At 63.8% G+C, this 19,493-nt stretch carries 23 protein-coding genes and 1 pseudogene; 7 read left to right on the top strand and 17 right to left on the bottom strand.

Features of this window, described 5'->3' with window-relative positions; translation table 11 throughout:
* Window positions 1–6: 6 nt before the first annotated feature.
* Window positions 7–807: a metallophosphoesterase gene (locus AC1RMD_RS29975; protein ID WP_492932303.1), complete on the bottom strand. Its 801-nt coding sequence runs from the start codon at window positions 805–807 to the stop codon at window positions 7–9.
* Between the two features lie 141 nt (window positions 808–948).
* Complete coding sequence (locus tag AC1RMD_RS29970; protein ID WP_492932301.1) at window positions 949–3,435, bottom strand: MASE4 domain-containing protein; 2,487 nt, start codon at window positions 3,433–3,435, stop codon at window positions 949–951.
* Window positions 3,436–3,728: 293 nt separating this feature from the next.
* On the opposite strand from AC1RMD_RS29970, the gene AC1RMD_RS29965 reads away from it, so the two are divergent.
* The 3 genes and pseudogenes from AC1RMD_RS29965 to AC1RMD_RS29955 form a co-directional block, all read left to right on the top strand.
* A complete protein-coding gene (locus AC1RMD_RS29965; protein ID WP_492932299.1) occupies window positions 3,729–4,574 on the top strand; it encodes a DUF2306 domain-containing protein in 846 nt (281 codons plus the stop codon).
* A gap of 78 nt (window positions 4,575–4,652) precedes the next feature.
* Window positions 4,653–4,889 carry a type II toxin-antitoxin system VapB family antitoxin gene (gene vapB, locus AC1RMD_RS29960; protein ID WP_492932297.1) on the top strand — a complete coding sequence of 79 codons (237 nt, stop codon included), beginning with the start codon at window positions 4,653–4,655 and terminating at the stop codon, window positions 4,887–4,889.
* Window positions 4,889–5,128: pseudogene (locus tag AC1RMD_RS29955) on the top strand (PIN domain-containing protein); the annotation flags it as partial. The gene vapB and the pseudogene AC1RMD_RS29955, both read left to right, overlap by 1 nt.
* A gap of 7 nt (window positions 5,129–5,135) precedes the next feature.
* Here AC1RMD_RS29955 and AC1RMD_RS29950 read toward each other — a convergent pair.
* On the bottom strand, window positions 5,136–5,591 hold the full coding sequence (locus AC1RMD_RS29950) for a nuclear transport factor 2 family protein (protein ID WP_492932295.1): 456 nt from the start codon (window positions 5,589–5,591) through the stop codon (window positions 5,136–5,138).
* 72 nt (window positions 5,592–5,663) lie between these two features.
* On the opposite strand from AC1RMD_RS29950, the gene AC1RMD_RS29945 reads away from it, so the two are divergent.
* On the top strand, window positions 5,664–6,263 hold the full coding sequence (locus AC1RMD_RS29945; RefSeq protein WP_492932293.1) for a TetR/AcrR family transcriptional regulator: 600 nt from the start codon (window positions 5,664–5,666) through the stop codon (window positions 6,261–6,263).
* On the opposite strand, the gene AC1RMD_RS29940 is transcribed toward AC1RMD_RS29945, so the two are convergent.
* Window positions 6,240–6,626, bottom strand: coding sequence for a hypothetical protein (locus AC1RMD_RS29940; RefSeq protein WP_492932291.1), 387 nt, complete (start codon window positions 6,624–6,626; stop codon window positions 6,240–6,242). The two genes, AC1RMD_RS29945 and AC1RMD_RS29940, sit on opposite strands and share 24 nt — an antisense overlap.
* A gap of 102 nt (window positions 6,627–6,728) precedes the next feature.
* Here AC1RMD_RS29940 and AC1RMD_RS29935 point away from each other — a divergent pair, with 102 nt between their 5' ends.
* Together AC1RMD_RS29935 and AC1RMD_RS29930 are read left to right on the top strand one after the other, a co-directional pair.
* Window positions 6,729–7,136 (top strand): hypothetical protein, encoded by a 408-nt coding sequence (locus AC1RMD_RS29935; protein ID WP_492932289.1) that lies wholly within the window; start codon window positions 6,729–6,731, stop codon window positions 7,134–7,136.
* Window positions 7,133–7,396, top strand: a complete 264-nt coding sequence (locus AC1RMD_RS29930; protein WP_492932287.1) for a hypothetical protein — start codon at window positions 7,133–7,135, stop codon at window positions 7,394–7,396. The genes AC1RMD_RS29935 and AC1RMD_RS29930 overlap by 4 nt, the downstream gene beginning before the upstream one ends.
* A 28-nt stretch (window positions 7,397–7,424) precedes the next feature.
* Here the strand turns inward: AC1RMD_RS29930 and AC1RMD_RS29925 are convergent, their stop codons facing one another.
* From AC1RMD_RS29925 to rpsF, 7 genes are all read right to left on the bottom strand, one after another.
* On the bottom strand, window positions 7,425–8,435 hold the full coding sequence (locus AC1RMD_RS29925) for an inorganic phosphate transporter (protein ID WP_492932285.1): 1,011 nt from the start codon (window positions 8,433–8,435) through the stop codon (window positions 7,425–7,427).
* A gap of 31 nt (window positions 8,436–8,466) precedes the next feature.
* Entirely contained in the window at window positions 8,467–9,093 is a 627-nt protein-coding gene (locus tag AC1RMD_RS29920; RefSeq protein ID WP_492932283.1) for a DUF47 domain-containing protein, read from the bottom strand.
* Window positions 9,094–9,167: 74 nt separating this feature from the next.
* A complete protein-coding gene (locus AC1RMD_RS29915; protein ID WP_492932281.1) occupies window positions 9,168–10,553 on the bottom strand; it encodes a replicative DNA helicase in 1,386 nt (461 codons plus the stop codon).
* A gap of 121 nt (window positions 10,554–10,674) precedes the next feature.
* Window positions 10,675–11,127: a 50S ribosomal protein L9 gene (gene rplI, locus AC1RMD_RS29910; protein ID WP_492932279.1), complete on the bottom strand. Its 453-nt coding sequence runs from the start codon at window positions 11,125–11,127 to the stop codon at window positions 10,675–10,677.
* Between the two features lie 34 nt (window positions 11,128–11,161).
* Entirely contained in the window at window positions 11,162–11,452 is a 291-nt protein-coding gene (rpsR, locus tag AC1RMD_RS29905; RefSeq protein WP_008450941.1) for a 30S ribosomal protein S18, read from the bottom strand.
* A gap of 15 nt (window positions 11,453–11,467) precedes the next feature.
* On the bottom strand, window positions 11,468–11,773 hold the full coding sequence (gene priB / locus AC1RMD_RS29900; protein WP_492932317.1) for a primosomal replication protein N: 306 nt from the start codon (window positions 11,771–11,773) through the stop codon (window positions 11,468–11,470).
* Window positions 11,774–11,791: 18 nt separating this feature from the next.
* Window positions 11,792–12,178 (bottom strand): 30S ribosomal protein S6, encoded by a 387-nt coding sequence (gene rpsF, locus AC1RMD_RS29895; RefSeq protein WP_026334223.1) that lies wholly within the window; start codon window positions 12,176–12,178, stop codon window positions 11,792–11,794.
* 296 nt (window positions 12,179–12,474) lie between these two features.
* On the opposite strand from rpsF, the gene lexA reads away from it, so the two are divergent.
* Entirely contained in the window at window positions 12,475–13,113 is a 639-nt protein-coding gene (gene lexA, locus AC1RMD_RS29890; RefSeq protein ID WP_492932276.1) for a transcriptional repressor LexA, read from the top strand.
* 48 nt (window positions 13,114–13,161) lie between these two features.
* Here the strand turns inward: lexA and AC1RMD_RS29885 are convergent, their stop codons facing one another.
* Genes AC1RMD_RS29885 through folC form a run of 6 tightly spaced genes read right to left on the bottom strand, consistent with a single transcriptional unit; the run spans window position 13,162 to window position 19,413 of the window.
* Window positions 13,162–13,656, bottom strand: coding sequence for a hypothetical protein (locus AC1RMD_RS29885; RefSeq protein ID WP_492932274.1), 495 nt, complete (start codon window positions 13,654–13,656; stop codon window positions 13,162–13,164).
* Between the two features lie 59 nt (window positions 13,657–13,715).
* Window positions 13,716–14,960, bottom strand: a complete 1,245-nt coding sequence (locus AC1RMD_RS29880; RefSeq protein ID WP_492932272.1) for a cystathionine gamma-synthase family protein — start codon at window positions 14,958–14,960, stop codon at window positions 13,716–13,718.
* A 55-nt stretch (window positions 14,961–15,015) separates the two neighbouring features.
* A complete protein-coding gene (purF, locus tag AC1RMD_RS29875) occupies window positions 15,016–16,539 on the bottom strand; it encodes an amidophosphoribosyltransferase (RefSeq protein ID WP_492932270.1) in 1,524 nt (507 codons plus the stop codon).
* A gap of 39 nt (window positions 16,540–16,578) precedes the next feature.
* The gene (locus tag AC1RMD_RS29870; RefSeq protein ID WP_492932268.1) at window positions 16,579–17,067 is read right to left on the bottom strand and encodes a CvpA family protein; all 489 of its coding nucleotides are present in this window, start codon (window positions 17,065–17,067) and stop codon (window positions 16,579–16,581) included.
* Window positions 17,068–17,084: 17 nt separating this feature from the next.
* Window positions 17,085–18,101 (bottom strand): SPOR domain-containing protein, encoded by a 1,017-nt coding sequence (locus AC1RMD_RS29865; RefSeq protein WP_492932266.1) that lies wholly within the window; start codon window positions 18,099–18,101, stop codon window positions 17,085–17,087.
* A gap of 22 nt (window positions 18,102–18,123) precedes the next feature.
* Window positions 18,124–19,413: a bifunctional tetrahydrofolate synthase/dihydrofolate synthase gene (gene folC / locus AC1RMD_RS29860; RefSeq protein WP_492932265.1), complete on the bottom strand. Its 1,290-nt coding sequence runs from the start codon at window positions 19,411–19,413 to the stop codon at window positions 18,124–18,126.
* Window positions 19,414–19,493: the final 80 nt, after the last annotated feature.

Genomic DNA, 19,493 nt, shown 5'->3' with positions numbered 1-19,493 from the left:
TGCAAATTATTGCACAGTACAGATCACCAGTTCAGGATCGGCGTTGATGCGCACCGGAATCCGGCTGCAACCCACGCCGCGACTGACGATCAGCTCGCCGTTGCCGGCCACCGGGAAGCGTCCATAATGATAGGGACGCGACAACGGACCGGCCGGCAGCACCAGCGGCGTGCCGTCGCGCAGCGCGATCTGGCCGCCGTGCGTGTGGCCGGCGAAGGCGACGTCGAAGCGCTCGCCGGCCAGCGCCAGCAAGCCGTCCGGCGCGTGCATCAGCAACACCCGCAGCGCGGCGTCGGCGGCGCCGGCAAAGGTGGCGGCGCCGTCCGGCTCGCCGGTCCAGGGATCGTCCATGCCGCAGATCGCGACCTGGGCGAACGGCGCCGGCAGCGCCTGCGCGCGGTTGACCAGCATCTGCACGCCGGCCGCCTCGAAGCGGCGGCAAATCTCGCCGTCGTCGGTCGCCAGGTCGTGATTGCCCAGCACGGCGAACTTGCCCAGCGGCGGACGGCAGGCCGCCAGCGCCGGGCACAGCACGGCGACGTTGGCGGCCGGGCCGGCCACGTAGTCGCCGCCCAGCAACAGCACGTCCGGCTGCTCGGCGGCGATGCTGGCGAACAAATCGTCGAAGATGCCGGCGTGGGTGGGCGGGCCGGCATGAAAATCGGAGGCGAAGGCGATCTTGAGCGGGCGCGGCAGGCGCTGGCCGGGCGCCAGCGCGATGGCGTGGCGGGTCACGCCGAGGCGGCCGTGCAAGCGGCAGTGGTAGCTCAACGCGCTCACCACGCCCCCCATCAGGACGACATTCACCAACGCTTCCAGCTTGCTCCGGTGCGGTGAAAAATGCTTACTGCGGGGAACTTTCATGGGAAGAACAATCAAACGGCTAAAGAGGCGGCATGATAGCCTATTTGGACGGCTCCGGCCGGCGGCCGCTGGCGGCGGGCCAGGCTACAGGCTGCGGCTGGCGCGCTGCGCCGAGCAGCGCAGCGCCGCGTTCAGCGCTGCGGTAAATTCGTCCAGGTTCAGCGGCTTGGTCAGGTAGCCCATGAAGCCTTGCTGCCGGCTGCGCGCGACTTCGTGCGACATCGCATTGGCCGACAGCGCGATCACCGGTATGTCCTGGGTGGCCGGATCGGCGCCCAGCAGCCGCATCGCCTCGTTGCCGGACATGCCGGGCAGGTTGATGTCCATCAGGATCACGTCCGGCCGTTGCTCGCGCGCCAGCCGCAGGCCGGTGCCGGCCTCGCTGGCGGTCAACAGCCTGAGGTCGCCGCGAAAGCCGATCAATTCGCGCACCAGCAACAGGTTGGCCGGGTTGTCTTCCACGTACAGCAGGGTGCGCTGCGCGGCGCCGCTGGCGGCCAGCAGCGCCGCCGGCATGATCTGTCCGAACCCGGGCGCGCTGCGGAGCGCCGCGGCCGCCTTCAACTCGATCCAGAACACGCTGCCGACCCCGACCGTGCTGCTGACGCCGATGGTCCCGCCCATCATTTCCACCAGGCGCCGGGTCATCACCAGGCCGATGCCGGTGCCCTCCTCGCCCGACGCTTCGCGCCCCAGCCGGTTGAAGGGCTGGAACAGCTGGGCAAGCTGGGCCGGCGTGAGGCCCTCGCCGCCGTCCTCGATCGCGATCCGGGTGCGCTCGGGCGACAGGGCGACGCCGGTCACGCTGACCAGCCCGCCCTTGCGGTTGTACTTGACCGCGTTGCTCAACAGGTTGAGCAGCACCTGCTTGAGGCGGGTGTGGTCGGCCTGCACGTACATGCCAGGCTCGAGCACAAAGCGCAGGCGCAAGTCGCGCTGCTCGGCCAGCGGCGCGATCATCTGCTGGCAGGTGCTCATGATTTCATCGAGCTCGACCGCCTCCACCGACAGCGACAGCGTGCCCGACTCGACCTTGGCCAGGTCCAGCACCTCGTTGATCAGCAGCAGCAGGTGCTTGCCGGCCTTGAGGATGTGCTGGACGAATTCGCGCCGTTTTTCCGGCGTCACCTGCATCGTGTCCGCCGCCAGGATCTGCGCGAAGCCGAGCACGGCGTTGAGAGGCGTGCGCAGTTCGTGGCTCATATTGGCCAGGAAGGTCGACTTGGCCTGGTTGGCCTGCTCGGCGTTGATTTGCGCGCGCCGCAGCTCGGCCACGAACTGCCTGCGTTCGCTGATATCGGCCAGCACCACCACCGACTGCCGCACGCCGTGCACCTCGAAGTCGTTCATCGCCAGTTCCAGCGGCAGCTGGCGGCCGTCGCGGTGCAGGCCTTCGACCTCGCCGTCGCGGATGAATGCCGATGCGCGCTCGGCCGCCAGCTCCGGTATCAGCAGCGAGATGTGGCGCCCCACCACGTCCGCCGCGGCGTAGCCGAACACCTGTTCCAGCGCCGGATTGGCGCTGATCACCACGCCGGCGGCGTCGGTGGTGAGCACGCAGTCGGCGATGTTGTGCACCACCGCGCGGATTTCCTCTTCCTTGAGGTGCAGCTCGTCCAGCGCCTTGGCATACTGGGTGGCGCGCTGCTCGTTTTGCAGGTTCAGGCGTTGCAGGTCGGCGCCGCGCCGCAGCGCCTGCTCATGCGACACCACCAGGCGGGCAAACAACTTGTTGCTCTCCAATAGCAGCACGATCAGCACGGCGCTGGCCGCAAACAGGCCGTAGATGCGGCCGGCGTACCAGCCGACGTCGTAGCGGCCGGCGTTGAGCACCGCCGACAGGCCGATGTCGCACAACCAGGCGGCCATCACCACGCCCAGCCACAGGTCCAGCAGCGAACGGTTGGAATAGCGCCACAACACCGCCAGCGCGACCACGCTGGCGCCCCAGGTGCAGGCCAGCACGATGCGGCCGGCCAGCGTGTAGTGGCCCGCCACCAGGATCGGCGGCAGCAGCTCGTGGCCCAGCGTGGCCAGCACGGTAAACCCGGCGGCCGCCAGCAGCGCGGCGGCGATCGCCCCCAGCGCGGCCAGCTGGGACGGCGGCGGGTGCTGCGGCTGCTGGCGCTCGCGATGGCTCAGCAGCGCGTAGGCCGCCACGCAGGCCGGGAAGCCGGCGTGCCAGAACACATACAGCCAGGCGGTGGACTGGCTATGCCCACCCAGCCAGCCGCTGGGCGAGAACACCCCCGGGAAGGTCAGCATGTGCGGCACGGTCAGCAAGGCGGTGAACAGATAGGCGCCGGCCAGCACCAGCAGCGATTTCGAGCGCAGCGTGCTGAAGTGCCCGAACAGCATGGCGGCGGTAATCAGGTCGTTGAGCAGCAGGCTCGATTCGTAGATGGGGATGAAGGCCGCCAGCGCCGGCAATGGCACTGTGGTGTAAGGCAACAGCGCGCAAAACACCAGCACCGAAACCAGGGTGAGCACCAGCGCGCGCTTGCGCGCCGGCCGGTCGGCCTTCATTAATGGCAACAATGGCAAGTTTGCCGCCGGCGACGTCTCCGTCATGCATCCTCCACGGTGGTTGCCGGCCTTTCAGCCTGCAAGCCATTGTACCTCCGCGCGCGGCGGACTTGCATCTGGCGAAATAAATGCAGCCGACTGCGGCTTGCCGACAACACATCCCGGCGCCGCTTCAGGCGGCTGCGCGCGGTTTCATGGGATCGCCGTTGGTCGGCGCCGGCCGCGCCTCGTCCAAAAGGGGGCGTGCCTGGTCGGATACGGCTGGTGCGCGCCGGCGCCTGCGGCCATATTCCGATGCGGCGCCGGACTGCGGCGCAGCCCAAGCAAAGAGGAATGAGATGTCGGATACCCTGATGATGAATGGCGCCCTGCCCTATGGCCGCAAGCTGCGCGTGCGCGCCGGCCAGGCGCTGAAGGCCGCCGCCGCGTTCTGGTTCGCGGTGATGGTCGCCGGCCAGGCGATCTTCGTGAGCTATATCGTGTCGTTCTATGGCGGCGCGGCCGCGGCGGGCGACTGGATGCGCTGGAACCAGGTGCTGCCGGTCGGCTACCTTCCCGGCGACCGCATGGGCAACGCCGCGCTGGCCGCGCACCTGGCGATCGCCGCGCTCGTCACGCTGGCCGGGCCGTTGCAGCTGATCCCGGCGCTGCGCGCGCGTTTCCCGGCGTTCCATCGCTGGAACGGGCGCATCTACGTGGCGGTTTCCGTCCTCACCGCCATCGCCGGCGCCTACATGGTCTGGACCCGCAACGCGGCCGGCGACATGACCCAGCACTGGGGCACCACGCTGAACGCCGTGCTGATCGCGCTGTGCGCCGCGATGGCGGTGCGTCACGCGCTGGCGCGTCGGCTGGACCTGCACCGGCGCTGGGCGCTGCGGCTGTTTCTGGTGGTGAGCGGCAGCTGGTTCTTCCGCGTCGGCCTGCTGTTCTGGATCCTGGTCAACGGCGGCCCGGTCGGTTTCGATCCCAAGACCTTCACCGGCCCGGCGCTCAACATCCTGGTGTTCGGCGAATCGTTGCTGCCGCTGGCGTTGCTGGAACTCTACCTGCGCGCGCGCGATGGCGGCGGCGCCCACAAGCTGGCCGCGGCGGCCGGCCTGACGCTGCTGACGCTGGCGATGGGAGTGGGGATCTTCGGCGCCAGCATGGCCATGTGGCTGCCTCATATCCATGGCAACTAGAGCCAGGTCAACTCATGTACACACATGGATTTACATAGGTGGAGTTTCGACCTACATTGAGCTTGAACGGAGGTCGAAATGCATACCACGAAAGCATTCAAGAACGGCAACTCGCAAGCGGTCCGCATTCCCGCCGAGTTGGCATACGCGCGCACCGATATCGAGCTGGAAATTGAACGTGTCGGCGACGAACTTCGAATACGCCCGGTACGGCGCTCGCTGGCTGGCGTCTTGAAAAAGTTTGCGAGATTCTCCCCTGACTTCATGGTCGCTGGACGAGGATCGCAGGAGCAAAGCGAACGCGAGGAGTTGTAATGGCGTTGTACATGCTGGATACCAACATGTGCATCTACTTAATGAAGAATCAGCCGGAAAAGATCGCCAGGCGCTTTGCCCTCTGCTACGTCGGAGACGTGGTCATCTCAGCCATCACATTAGCTGAACTTGAATACGGCGTGCTGGCGAGTAGTGACAGCGCTGGCCAACGGCGCCACTTGGTCGCCCTCATCCGATCCCTGCCGGTCGCGCCGTTTGACGCCAGGGCTGCCTCTGCGCAAGTTATCAAGTGTCGCTGATCGGCGCGGCGGCGGCCTCGGCGATGCCGCTGGCGGCCATGCCGCGGCAGTAGTGCTCCAGTTTCGCCGTGTCGCAGTGGACTTCCAGCTTGTGCACGCGGCCCCAGCGCAATTCGAATTCGTGCACGCCCTGGTTGGCGCCGGTGCTGCCGTCGGGCAGCGTGAAGCGGTCTTTCCACGTCACCGTGGCGACCGTGCGCCACGGCCAGCCGGTGACGGCGACGGCGTCGATCTCGAAGCGCAAGCCCGGCAGCAGCCGCGCCAGGCGCGCGTACCACTGCGCGGTCGACGCCATCGTGCGGCGCTCGCCGGCCAGCGGATGATGGCCGTGCATCACATGGCGGTGCGCGGCCGCGAACTGCGGCAGCACCCGCTCGTAGGCGCCGGCGTTGATATCCCCAAAAGCACGCCGCAGCTTGCGGCCAACGATAAAGTGGTACATGGCGGACTCCAATCTTTACACTGGAAAGATGCGTATAGTGCGATGATATCTTTCTCCTGTCAAGATAACTTGATGACCACCAGACCCTACCACCACGGCAATCTGCGCGACAGCCTGCTCGATGCCGCCGACACCCTGCTCGCCCGCGACGGCGCGCAGGCGCTGACCTTGCGCGAAGTGGCCAAGGCGGCCGGCGTGTCGCACGCGGCGCCCTACCATCACTTCGCCAGCCGCGAACAATTGCTGGCGGCGGTGGCGGCGCGCGCCTTCGCCGGGCTGGCCGCGGCCATGGCGGCGGCCGACCGCGACCGCGCCCGCGCCCAAGGCGTACGGCTGATGGATATCTGCGAGGTGTATGTGGAATTCGCCCGCGCGCGACCGGCGCAGTTCCGTTTGATGTTCGGCCCGATGCTGGCGCAAAAATCCCGCCATCCGGATTTGAAGCAGGCGGCCGAGCGCGCGTTCAATGTGCTGGTGGTGGCGGCCACAGGGTTCGACGCGGCACGCGGGCCGGAGCTGGCCTTGACCGGATGGAGCCTGGCGCACGGCCTGGCCAACCTGGCGATCGACGAGGCGTTCACCGATTTGCCGATCGCAGTCCCGGCGCCGGCCGTGCTGGCGCGGGCGATGGCGGCGCGGATGCTGGGACTACAGGGCGGCGTCGACCAGTAGTTGCGGCTGCAAGGCGCGGATGCGCAGTTCGGTGAAGTAGCCGCCGGCCTCGTTGTAGCGCAGGTAGTGGCGGCCGCAGTTCAGGCAGCGCGCGACCTGGCTCAGGTTGCACGGATAGTAGCGCGGCGCGATCGGCGCGTCGGCGCTGTCGTAGCGCGTGCCGTGCGGATGATATTCGGCGAAGGTCGGCTCATCGTAGGGATCGTCCATCAGCGTGCCGACTTCCTCGAAGCGGTCCAGCTCCAGCGAGGTCGGCAGCCGCTGCCAGGCCGCCAGCGACACGGTACTGCAACTGCACGGCGCCGTCACGCCGGCGGAAACCTGGGCCAACACCATCAGTTGCGCAAAATCGATTTTCAACATGAAATACCCAGCAAGAGAATTTCCGATTCTACTGCAATCCAGATCAACTCGCCGCAGCGCAAATCAGCCTAAATTAATAACTTCGTCTCCGGCGCAGATGACATGGCACTCCGCATCCTGACTTGGGCCTTTCCGTGGCTGATGGCCGTTCTCGATTTTCTGCTGCGCACCAGCTTGCATGCAGCGGACGCCACTACCTTCATTGGCCCGACTGTCGGTGGCGCTGTGCTGGGCATGATGCTGCCCTTCACGCGAGCGAGAGAAATTCCGCCTACTACCATCAAACGTAAGACTATTTCATTCGACCGCAATGATGATCGCTGGGCGCAACTTACGAATCTCGCTCTTTGGGTAGGCTTAATAGCTTGGCCCGTTAGCCTGTATCTCAGTCTCACAGATGGCAGCGACACACTGGTTGACCTGGATCGCAGGCGCACTTCAATTCTTATCGGCGCTATACTTTGGGTCACCGTAGTCGTATTCGATATCTTACGGGGAGGTAAACGATGAACTGGAGCGCAGTCCTTGACGGATTGATCTTGATCGCTTCATGGATGCTGGGCTCTTTGGCTGCTGCATTGGCGATTGCATGGGCCATACGCCACTTCTTCCCACGCAAACCGGAAGACGATTACACCTACGTCATTCAAAGCAAAACCGGTAAGAAGACTACCGTGGTATTGCCCCCGGACCTGCCTGAGTCCGAACGAACGAAAATCATGGCCGAGGCTTACCAGCGCCTCGGCATCAAGCCGAAATCCGGACATTAAAAAAGGGAGCCGAAGCTCCCTTGGTTTATTACATGATGTGCTGACCGACCCACCAGGCCAGCGCGGCCACGAAGGCCGAGGCCGGGATCGTGAACACCCAGGCCCACACGATATTGCCCGCCACGCCCCAGCGCACCGCCGACATCTTCTGCGCCGAACCGACGCCGACGATCGCGCCGGTGATGGTGTGCGTGGTCGACACCGGCACGCCGAAGTGCGAGGCGATCAGCAAGGTCAGCGCGCCGCCGGTTTCGGCGCAGAAGCCGCCCACCGGTTTGAGCTTGGTGATCTTCTGGCCCATGGTCTTGACGATGCGCCAGCCGCCGAACAGCGTGCCGAACGAGATCGCCGTGTAGCACGAAATCACCACCCACAGCGGCGGCGCGGCGTCGCCGGCCGGCACCTGGCCGACCGCGATCAGCAGCATCCAGATGATGCCGATGGTCTTCTGCGCATCGTTGCCGCCGTGGCCCAGGCTGTAGGCGGCGGCCGACGCCAGCTGCAGCCGGCGGAACCACTTGTCGACCCGGCGCGGCGTCGAGCGCACGAAGATCCACGACACGATCAGCATGATGATGGAGCCGAACACAAAGCCCATCAGCGGCGACAGGATGATCCATTGCACCGTCTTCAGCAGGCCGCCGCCGACCAGCGCGCTGGTGCCGGACTTGGCCACCGCGGCACCGACCAGGCCGCCGATCAGCGCGTGCGAGGACGACGAAGGAATGCCGTAGTACCAGGTGAACAGGTTCCACACGATGGCGCCGACCAGCGCGCCGAAGATCACGTATTGATCGACGATGCCGGGATCGATGGTGCCCTTGCCCACCGTCGAGGCGACGTGCAGGCCGACCACGAAGATCGCGGTGAAGTTGAAGAACGCGGCCATCGCCACCGCCGCCTGCGGCTTGAGCACGCCGGTCGAGACCACCGTGGCGATCGCGTTGGCGGCGTCGTGGAAGCCGTTCATGAAGTCAAACACCAGCGCCAGGGTGATCAGGACGACCAGCACGTAGATGCTGATTTGTAGGGTATGCATATTGGACTATTCTTTTGTAGTTATGTATGCGTTACGCGTTTTCGACGATGATGCCTTCGATGATGTTGGCCACATCTTCGCAACGGTCGGTCACGGTTTCCAGGATTTCGTAGATGGCCTTCATCTTGATCAGGTTGCGCACGTCCGGTTCGTCGCGGAACAGCTTGGACATGGCGGCGCGCATCACGTGGTCGGCGTCCGATTCCAGGCGGTCGATCTCTTCGCAGATGGCGACGATCTTGCGCGAATTGTCCATATTGTGCAACAGGGCCACGGCGTCGCGCACCTTCTCGGCGCAGGACAGCACCAGCTCGGCCAGGCGCTTGGCTTCCGGCGTGACCGAATGCAGGTCGTACAGCGAGACGGTCTGGGCGGCGTCTTCCAGCAGGTCGAGGATGTCGTCCATGCGGGTGATCAGCTTATGGATGTCGTCGCGGTCGATCGGCGTGATGAAGGTCTTGTGCAGCAGGTCGACGGTGGCGTAGGTGATCTTGTCGGCCTGCTTTTCGATGCTCTCGATCGCGTGCACGCGATTTTCCAGGTCGTCGAAATTGGACATCAGGCCCAGCATTTCTTTTGCACCTTTGACGCACAGCTCGGCGTGTTGGTTAAACAGGTCAAAAAATTTGCCCTCGGTGGGCATCAAACGTCCAAACATTTTATTCTCCGTTCCATTGATTACTGCAGATCACCGTCCGGGATAAGGACGGCGTAAAGATTAGTCGTGCTAGCTTAGTCACCTTGGTACAACGCCAGATTACCGGTGTAGTTGCCAAACTTGGTGTACTGGCCGATCCAGGTCAGGCGTACCGAACCGATCGGGCCGTTACGCTGCTTACCGATGATGATCTCGGCCGTTCCTTTATCGGGCGAATCCGGGTTGTAGACCTCGTCGCGATACAAGAAGATGATGACGTCCGCATCCTGCTCGATAGCGCCGGATTCGCGCAGGTCGGACATGACGGGACGTTTGTTGGGGCGTTGCTCCAGCGAGCGGTTCAACTGCGACAGCGCGATCACCGGGCACTGCAGCTCTTTGGCCAGGCCTTTGAGCGAACGCGAAATTTCGGAAATCTCCGAGGCGCGGTTGTCGCCCTGGGTGGAGCCCTGCATCAGTTGCAGGTAGTCGACCACGATCAGGCCCAGCTTGCCGCACTGGCGCGACAGGCGGCGCGCCCGGGCCCGCATCTCGATCGGGTTCAGCGCCGGCGTCTCGTCGATATAGACCTGGGCGTCGTTCATTTTCTGGATGGCGTGCGTCAGGCGCGGCCAATCCTCGTCGTTCAGCTTGCCGGTGCGCAGGCGGTGCTGGTCGAGCTGGCCGACCGAGCCCAGCATACGCATGGCCAGCTGCACGCCGCCCATCTCCATCGAGAACACGGCCACCGGCAAGCCCTCTTCCACCGCGACGTTTTCCGCGATGTTCATCGAGAACGCGGTCTTGCCCATCGACGGGCGGCCGGCCACCACCACCATGTCGCCCGGCTGCAGGCCGGAGGTCATGCGGTCGAGGTCGATCCAGCCGGTCGGCACGCCGGTGATCTCGGAGCCGGACTCGCGCGAATACAGTTCGTCGATGCGCTCGACCACCTGGGTCAGCAGCGGCTGCACCGGAATCCAGCCGGCCGCGCCGCGCGCGCCCTGCTCGGCGATGGCGAAGATCTTGGACTCGGCCTCGTCGAGCATCTGCTTGACTTCCTTGCCCTGGGGCGTGAACGCCTGGCCGGAAATCTCGTCGGCCACGGTGATCAGCTGGCGCAGGATGGAGCGGTCGCGGACGATCTCGGCGTAGCGGCGGATGTTGGCCGCCGACGGCGTGTTCTGCGCCATCGCGTTCAGGTAGGCCAGGCCGCCGACATCGTCGGCCTTGCCCAGCTGGGTCAGGGTTTCAAACACCGTGATGACGTCGGCCGGCTTGGAGCCGTTGATCATCTTGACGACTTGCTCGTAGATGATGCGGTGGTCGTAGCGGTAAAAGTCTTCGGCATGCATCATATCCGCAATGCGGTCGAACGCCGCATTATCGCGCAGCAGGCCGCCGATGACGGACTGTTCTGCTTCGATGGAATGCGGCGGGACGCGGAGTGAATCTACTTGCGGATCGGAGGGGGCGTTCATGGCGCGAATTATACCTGCTTGCATGGGCCGTATTACAAATTTATGACGAGAAAAAAGCCGGGCAAGCCCGGCTTTTTCAATGTGTTGCAACACTTACCAGACGTTTCCGCCCAGAAAAGTATTAGGCAGCTTCGCCTACGACGGCAACGGTCACTTCCACCACCACGTCGGTGTGCAGAGCGACGCTGACCGGGTGCTCGCCAACGGTCTTCAGCGGACCGGTAGGCATGCGCACGGCAGCTTTTTCAACTGCGAAACCAGCTTTGGTCAGCGCTTCAGCGATGTCGAAGTTGGTGACGGAGCCGAACAGACGGCCGTCAACACCAGCTTTTTGCGAAACGTTCACGGTCATGCCGCTCAGTTTCTCGCCTTGGGCTTGAGCGGCGGCCAGCTTTTCAGCAGCAGCTTTTTCCAGTTCGGCGCGCTTGACTTCGAATTCAGCAACGGCGGACGCGGTAGCGCGGCGGGCCATTTTTTGCGGAATCAGGAAGTTACGTGCGTAACCGTCTTTAACTTTAACGACTTCACCCAGGTTGCCCAGGTTGACGACTTTTTCTAACAGAATGATTTGCATAGTTCTTCTCCAGGATCTTATCTAGACGACGCGATTAAGCGTGGTGCAGATCGGTGTAAGGCAGCAGCGCGAGGTAGCGAGCGCGCTTGATTGCGGTGTCAACTTGACGCTGGTAGTGCGCCTTGGTACCGGTCAGACGTGCTGGCATGATTTTGCCGTTTTCCTGGACGAAGTCTTTCAGGGTGTCGACGTCTTTGTAGTCAACTTGTTCTACGTTTGCGGCGGTGAAGCGGCAGAATTTCTTACGCTTGAACAAAGGATTCTGTTGCTTGCGCTTTTCTTTCAGCTTGAGCTTGTTTTTGTCGAACTTTTTACCGAATGCCATTTTAGGCTCCTGTATCTAAATTGAGCTGTCTGGGACAGCACTAAAATCAATGATGTGAAACACCAGGCTTTTGCTATTGCGATTCTTCTTGTTCAGGAAACCGGTGAACTGATACATGCCTGCCAGTGGCGCCTGACTGAAGCGGCCTGAAATCTCGCCCGCGGCAACCGCGGAAATTTCAAACTCGCTCAATCGGGCGATGCCTGCTTCGACTTGCTGCGAGCGGTGCTGGAGTACAGCACTGACGATCGGCATGCCGGCCGGGGTATAGCGCAAGGCGTCCCGTTCGGCGATCAAAGCAATAAACTGGAGCTGATTCAGCTCGGTTCCCGGGAACAATTAGGCCGCAGGAGCAGCAGCGACTGCTGGGGCTTCGGTGCGATGCGATTTCGCTGCATCTTCACGTTGTACCGACTTCATCATCGGCGAAGGAGCGGTTTCCGCTTTCTTCATCTTGACGGTCAGGTGACGCAGCACGGCATCATTGAATTTGAAGGCGGTTTCCAGCTCGACCAGGGTCTCGTTGTCGCATTCGATGTTCAGGCAGATGTAGTGTGCTTTAGCCAGTTTCTGGATCGAGTAAGCCATCTGACGACGGCCCCAATCTTCAACACGGTGCACGGCGCCGCCGCGGGTGGTGACCGAGGCTTTGTAACGCTCGATCATGGCGGGCACTTGCTCGCTCTGGTCCGGATGGACGATAAATACTATTTCATAGTGACGCATGCAAACTCCCTTAAGGACTGTGAATATAGCCCACCCTGGCGTCAAGACAGGTGTGGGAAGAGGTAAGCCCGCGACTATAGCAGCTTTGCCGCCAAAAGACCAGCCCCTGACCGGGGTCAAGTCTGACATTCGGACACGAGCTCTGCCGTAGCATTTATTACGGCAGAGCTCGTGTCCGAATGTCAGACTTGACCCCGGCATGAAATTATTTCGTGCTAAGCAACAAATTCCCTTGCATTTCGCTTCACACTGTACAAAAATACAGACTGTCTATATACACAGGCCTAAAGCACTCTATGATCAAGCTCACCGCAAGACAGGAACAAATTCTCAATCTGATCAAGGATGCCATCGAAAACACCGGCTTCCCGCCGACCCGCGCCGAAATCGCCAACGAACTGGGCTTCAAGTCCGCCAACGCGGCCGAGGAGCATTTGCAGGCGCTGGCGCGCAAGGGCGCGATCGAGATCGCCGCCGGCACGTCGCGCGGCATCCGCCTGCTGGGCGTGCACGCCGAACCGGCCGCTTCCAAGGTGCCGCTGTCGCTGATGATGTCGCTGCCGCTGATCGGCCGCGTGGCCGCCGGCTCGCCCATGCTGGCGCAGGAAAACCTGGAGACCAGCTACAGCGTCGATCCGGCCATGTTCTCTTCCCGCCCCGACTACCTGCTGAAGGTGCGCGGCGAATCGATGCGCGACGCCGGCATCATGGATGGCGATCTGCTGGCAGTGAAAAAGGTGGACAGCGCCAAGAACGGCCAGATCGTCGTGGCCCGCATCGGCAACGACGTCACCGTCAAGCGCTACCGCAAGACCGGCTCGCTCGTCGAACTGCTGCCGGAAAACCCGGACTTCAAGATCATCAAGGTCGATCCCGAAGCCGACGAGTTCGCGCTGGAAGGCCTGGCGGTCGGCCTGATGCGCAGCTGGCACTAAGGATTACCCCGGCGGCGCTGGCGGCGGGGTAATCCCCCCCCCAGGCGCCTAGCGCTTGCCCGCCGTCTCCGGCTGGCGCGACAGGTCGCGCGCGCTCAAGGCGATGTCGCCGCGCCGGCCTCCCCATGCAGCCTGCGCCAGCGTGACCGCGTCCGCCTGGCGTTTGGCCTCGTCGGCCACCCGCACGAACACCTCGCTCATCAAGGTCTGCGCGGCGTCCATTTCATCATCGGTCATCAGGTCGGCCAGGTCGGGCGGGATGCTCTTGCCGACCGGGAGCGCGGCATTGTAGTTCGCAAGGAAGCGGTCGTAGCAGCTGCGCCACGCGGCCAGCGCCTGCGTCACCGCAGCACCGCCGGCCAGGGCCGGGCGCATCGGCATATTGGGAGCCTGGCAGTTGAAGCGGGCCAGCGCGATGTCGGCGCCGTCGTAGCGGCTGGTGTAGTACTCGATCTCGGCCTGCCGCGCCAGACGGCGGGCCTGCTCGTCGGCGCAGGCGCTACTCGACAGCACGGTCAAGGCTAGTACCCATGCTGCTTTCATAACGCCTCCTCCCGCTTAGCAAAATTGAAAGCTTAGATTATCACAACTCGGCGCGATGCTCAGCAAGCTTCCAGTGCGCAGCTGAAATCGTCCAACAGATCGTCGGTATCCTCGATGCCGACCGACACCCGTATCAGCGATTCCGCGATGCCCATCGACGCCCGGCGTTCCGCGCCCATCTCGAAGAAGATGGTGTGCGCCACCGGGATGATCAAGGTGCGCGTGTCGCCCAGGTTGGAGGCCGGAATCGCCAGCTTCAGGCGGTTCAGGAAGTCGAAGCAGTCGATGCCGTCCTTCAGCTCAAAGCTCAGCAGCGAGCCGCAGCTGCGGAACAGTTCGCTGGAGATGGCGTGCTGCGGGTGCGACGCCAGGCCCGGGTAGTAGACCGCGGCCACGCGCTCGTCCGCCTCCAGCAGCCTGGCCAGCGCCAGCGCATTGGCGCTGGTGCGCTCCATGCGCAGCGCCAGCGTCTCGGCGCCGACGGCGATGTGGTGCGCCGCTTCCGGCGCCAGCGAGGCGCCGAAGTCGCGCAAGCCCTTGGCGCGGATCTGCGCCAGCCCCCATTGCAGCGGCGCGGCCTTCTTGTAGTTCTCGTAGATATTCGGGAAGCGGGTCCAGTCGTAGGCGCCGGTGTCGGTCAGGCTGCCGCCCAGCGCGTTGCCGTGGCCGCCGATCGACTTGGTCAGCGCGTTGACCACCAGCCCGGCGCCGACCGACTTCGGACGGAACAGATAAGGCGTGGTCATCGTGTTGTCGACGATGTAGAGGATGCCGCGCTGCCGGCACAGCTCGCCGATGCGTTTGAGGTCGGCCACTTGCGTGCGCGGATTGGCGATGGTCTCGACGAACACCACGCGGGTCTGCGCGGTGATGGCGGCGGCCACGTTGGCGACGTCGGTGGCGTCGACGAACGACACCGCCAAGCCCTGCGCCATGGTGGTCTGCCACAGGCTGTTGGTGTTACCGAACAGGAAAGCCGACGACACCACATGGTCGCCCGCGCGCAGCAGCGACTGGAACACGGCGCCGATCGCGCCCATGCCGGTGGCGAAGCAGATCGTGCCGACGCCCTGCTCCATCTGGTTGACCTTGTCCTCCAGCGCGGAGATGGTCGGGTTGCCCTGGCGGCCGTAGCGGAAGCCCGGCTCCTTGCCCTGGAACACAGACGCCAGCTGGCGCGCGTCGGCGTAGCCGAAGGCGACCGATGTGTGGATGGGCTTGTGCAGCGAACCGTGCTCGATGCCCTTCTGGCGATCGTTGTGCAGGATGGTGGTGGTGAAGCCGTAGTTTTTCTTGTCGTTCATGTTCAAGCAGTCAAAAAAAAAGCCCGGTGCGGACTCATCCGCACCGGGCGCGACATCAGCCTTCGGCGGTCGCGAGATTCAGATTCAGTTGCGAGCGTCCGGCATCCTCGGGGCCGGCGGCCTTGGGATGGTGACGCGCGTATTCCAGCTTGTCCAGGTAGTCCTTGGAGATGTCGCCGGTGACGTAGACGCCGTCGAAGCACGATGCCTCGAAGTTCTTCAGCGCCGGGTTGACGTCGGAGATGGCGCGCTTCAACGCGTCGATATCCTGGTACACCAGGTGGTCGGCGGTGATCTCGCGGCAGACTTCCTCGGTGCTGCGGCCGTAGGCGATCAGCTCGTCGCGGGTAGGCATGTCGATGCCGTACACGTTGGGGAAGATCACCGGTGGCGCCGCCGAAGCGAAGATCACCTTCTTGGCGCCGGCTTCGCGCGCCATCTGCACGATCTCGCGGCTGGTGGTGCCGCGCACGATGGAGTCGTCCACCAGCAACACGACCTTGTCCTTGAACTCGGAAGCGATGGCGTTCAGCTTCTGGCGCACCGACTTCTTGCGCGCGGCCTGGCCCGGCATGATGAAGGTGCGGCCGATGTAGCGGTTCTTGATGAAGCCTTCGCGGTATTCCACGTTCAACGCCAGCGCCAGCTGGATCGCGGCCGGACGCGACGAATCCGGAATCGGCATGACGACGTCGATCTCGCCGTCCTTGAACTCGCGCTTGATCTTCTCGGCCAGGTACTCGCCCATTTTCAGGCGGGTGGCGTACACGGAGGCGCCGTCGATGACGGAATCCGGACGCGCCAGGTAGACGAACTCGAACACGCAAGGGTTGAGCGACGGATTGTCGGCGCACTGGCGCGAATGCAGCTGCTTGTCGGCGTCGATGAAGACCGCCTCGCCCGGCGCGATGTCGCGCACGAAGCGGAAGCCCATGCCTTCCAGCGCCACCGACTCGGAGGCAATCAGGTACTCGGCGCCCAGCTCGGTTTCGTTGATGCCCAGGCACAGCGGACGGATGCCGAACGGATCGCGGAAGGCCAGCAGGCCGACGCCGGCGATCTGCGCCACGGCGGCGTAGCCGCCGCGCACGCGGCGATGCAGCACGGTCACGGCTTCAAAAATCGTGTCGGCGTCGATCGAGATACCGGTGGTGGCTTTCTGGATCTCGTGGGCCAGCACGTTCAGCAACACTTCCGAATCGGAATCGGTGTTGATGTGGCGGCGGTCGTTCTGGAACATTTCTTTTTTGAGCTGTTCCCAGTTGGTCAGGTTGCCGTTGTGCGCCAGGGTGATGCCGAACGGGGCGTTGACGTAGAACGGTTGCGCTTCTTCCTCGCTCGACGAGCCGGCGGTTGGATAGCGGCAGTGACCGATGCCGGAATTGCCTTGCAGCGTACGCATGTTACGGGTACGGAAAACGTCACGAACCAGGCCGTTGGCCTTGTGCATGGCGAACATGCTGCTGTGATTGGTCGCGATACCTGCCGCATCCTGGCCGCGGTGCTGCAGCAGCAGCAATGCGTCATACAGCAGTTGGTTGACAGGTTGATGAGAAACGACGCCGACGATGCCACACATGATGTTGCTCCTGGACTGGGTGCTACTGATTTAAAGAATTCAAAAATTCACATGCTGCGCCATGGCAGCGGGAAGCAAGGCTTTCACCGTATGCGCTCCGGTCTCCGCGAACGGACTCAATAGCGCATCCTTCCAGAATGCTTGTTGCGGTATCGAGGTCATCCCACACAGGATGACACCGGCCAGCACAATTACAAGGCCGCGACCGAAGCCGAACACCATGCCCAGCGCGCGGTCAACCAGGCTGAGGCCGCCTGCATCGAGCAAGGCGCCCAGCGCCATGGCCAACAGGCCCGTCAAAATCTTCACACCGATAAACAGTGCAATAAAGGCAAGAATCAGCCGCAGCACCTCGCCCGGCACCACCGGCGGCAGCATAGGCGCCAGCACGGCGGCGTAGGCGTTGGCGACCACGAAGGCCACCACCCAGCCCGCCAGCGACAACACTTCCTTCACCAGGCCGCGCATCATGCTGATGACGACCGACGCGGCCAACACAAAAATCACCAGGTAATCGAATATCGTCACGTCGGGCGCCCGCTCGGTCAGACGGTTTCGAGACGGCCGCTCAGGCCCATGGCGCTCAGCTTGGCCCGCACTTTTTCGGCCTCTTCCTTGTTGGTGAACGGCCCCACGCGCACGCGGGTGATGTCACCGGACGGCGTCTTTTGCGTGAAGGAGCTGATGCCCGCCTTTTTCAATTTGTCGCGCAGCTCGTCGACCTTGCCCTGGTCGCTCAGCGCGGCCACTTGCAGCACGAATTTCTGGCCGGTTTCGGCAGCGGCGGCGGCCGGCTTGGCGGCGCCCTTGCCTTCCAGGATGGCCAAGGCGCGGGCGTCTTCCGACGTCGCCGCCGGCTTGGCGCTGTCGGCCGGCTTGGCGGCCTTGGCTTCGGCCAGCTTGCGCTCGGCTTCCGCCTTGGCCTTGGCTTCGGCTTTCACTTCGGCCTGCTTGCGTTCGATTTCCAGCTTGTAGTCGGCGTCCTGGCGGGCCTTGGCTTCGTTGTCGGCCTTGAGTCTGGCGATGGATTCCGCCTCGGCCTTGGCCTTGGCCTTGGCTTCGGCCTTCAGTTCGGCGTCGCGCTTGGCGCTATCGACCTTGACCGGCGCCACCACCAGCGGCGCGGCGGCCGGCTTGGCCGGCTTGACGTCTTCGACGATTTCTTCCCGGCTGTCCAGCGCGGCGCTCTGCGCTACCGGCGCGGCGGCGGCCGGCGCAGCAGCGGCCTCGGCCGGCTTGTCCTTGGCGGGAATCTTGATTTCAATATCGGACGCCAGCGGCTTAGGTTCGGAATCTAGCACCATCGGCAAGCCGATGGCCACGCCCAGCGCCAGCGCGATGGCGCCCACCAGGCGGCGGCGCGCGCGTTTCTTTTCCGGCAACACCGGGTCATCCGCTTCGCGGTCTTTGCTGCGGCGGGAGTTGGCGGAACCATCCGCCGACGAGGCCCGCTTGGAGCGTGCGCGCTCCGACGCGGCCTGGTCATCTGCGCTGGTGTAATAGCCGCTGTCCTGACCAGCGGTCTCTTGCTTGTTTTTACCGAGTTTCGAGAACAAGCCCATGCGTGATTTCAGTCCTGTGCGTTCAATGGAATGCGGATTTTCGTGCCGCCATGACACCGGCGACCGTGAGGAAAGATCCAAAGACCACAATTCTATCATTCTCCCCGGCTCGGCTGATCGCATTTGCATAGGCGGCGGCCGGATCGTCGAAGATATTGATGGTGCGTTCGGCTTTTTCTTCCTGCACGATCTGCACCTTGGCCGCCAGTTCCGAGGCGCTGGCCGCGCGCGGCGACGGCAGGTTGGTCAGGCACCAGTGGTCCACGTGCTCGGCCATGGCTGCGATCACGCCGTCGATATCCTTGTCGTGCATGGAGCCGAACACGGCGTAGGTGTAGGGGTGGAAGCCCATATTGCCCAGGTTCTGGTTCAGCGCCGAGGCGGCGTGCGGATTGTGCGCCACGTCCAGGATCACGGTCGGGCGGCCAGGCAGCACCTGGAAGCGGCCCGGCAGTTCCACCGTCACCAGGCCGGTGCGCACTTCCTGCGCGCCGACCGGCAATTCCATCTTCAGCGCTTCCAGCGCGGCCAGCACGGCGGCGGCGTTGAGGATCTGGTTGGCGCCGCGCAGGCTAGGATAGGCCAGCGAGTTGCGGCGCTGCGAGCGGCCACCGTAGTTCCACTGCTGCTTGTCGCCGGAATAGTTGAAATCGCGCCCCATCAGCCACAGGTCGGCGCCGATGGCCTCGGCATGGTCGATCAGCGATTGCGGCGGCACCGGGTCCGAGCAGATCGCGGTCTTGCCGGAGCGGAAGATACCGGCCTTCTCGAAGCCGATCGCTTCGCGCGTGTCGCCCAGATAGTCGGTATGGTCGATATCGACGCTGGTGACGATGGCGACATCGGCATCGACGATGTTGACCGCGTCCAGGCGGCCGCCCAGCCCCACTTCCAGGATCGCGACGTCCATGCCTGCGCCAGCCAGCAGGTGCATGATGGCCAGCGTGGTGAATTCGAAGTACGTCAGCGGCGTATCGCCGCGCACCGCCTCGACCGCGTTGAAGGCGGCCACCAGCACGTCGTCGCTGGCCAGTTCGCCGTTGATGCGGGCGCGCTCGTTGAAGTCCAGGAAGTGCGGCTTGATGTACAGGCCGACCTTGTAGCCGGCGCGCATCAGCACCGATTCCAGCATGGCGCAGGTCGACCCCTTGCCGTTGGTGCCGGCCACCATGATGACCGGGCAGCTGAAGCTCAGCTGCAGGCGCTGCTTGACGGCGAGCACGCGGTCCAGGCCCATGTTGATGACGGTTTCGGCGTGGCGCGACTCAAGCAGTGCAAGCCAGGCGGGCAAAGTAGTTGGGAGATTCGGCATGATGGGGGCTCAGAAATGAAAAACGGCGCGCAGGCCGGCATGATAGCCGATTGCGCGCCGTAGCGTGGGGAACTGGGCGA

This window comes from Duganella sp. GW822-FHT06D06, from assembly GCF_058799615.1.
This window is presented reverse-complemented; position numbering and strand designations above follow the sequence as displayed.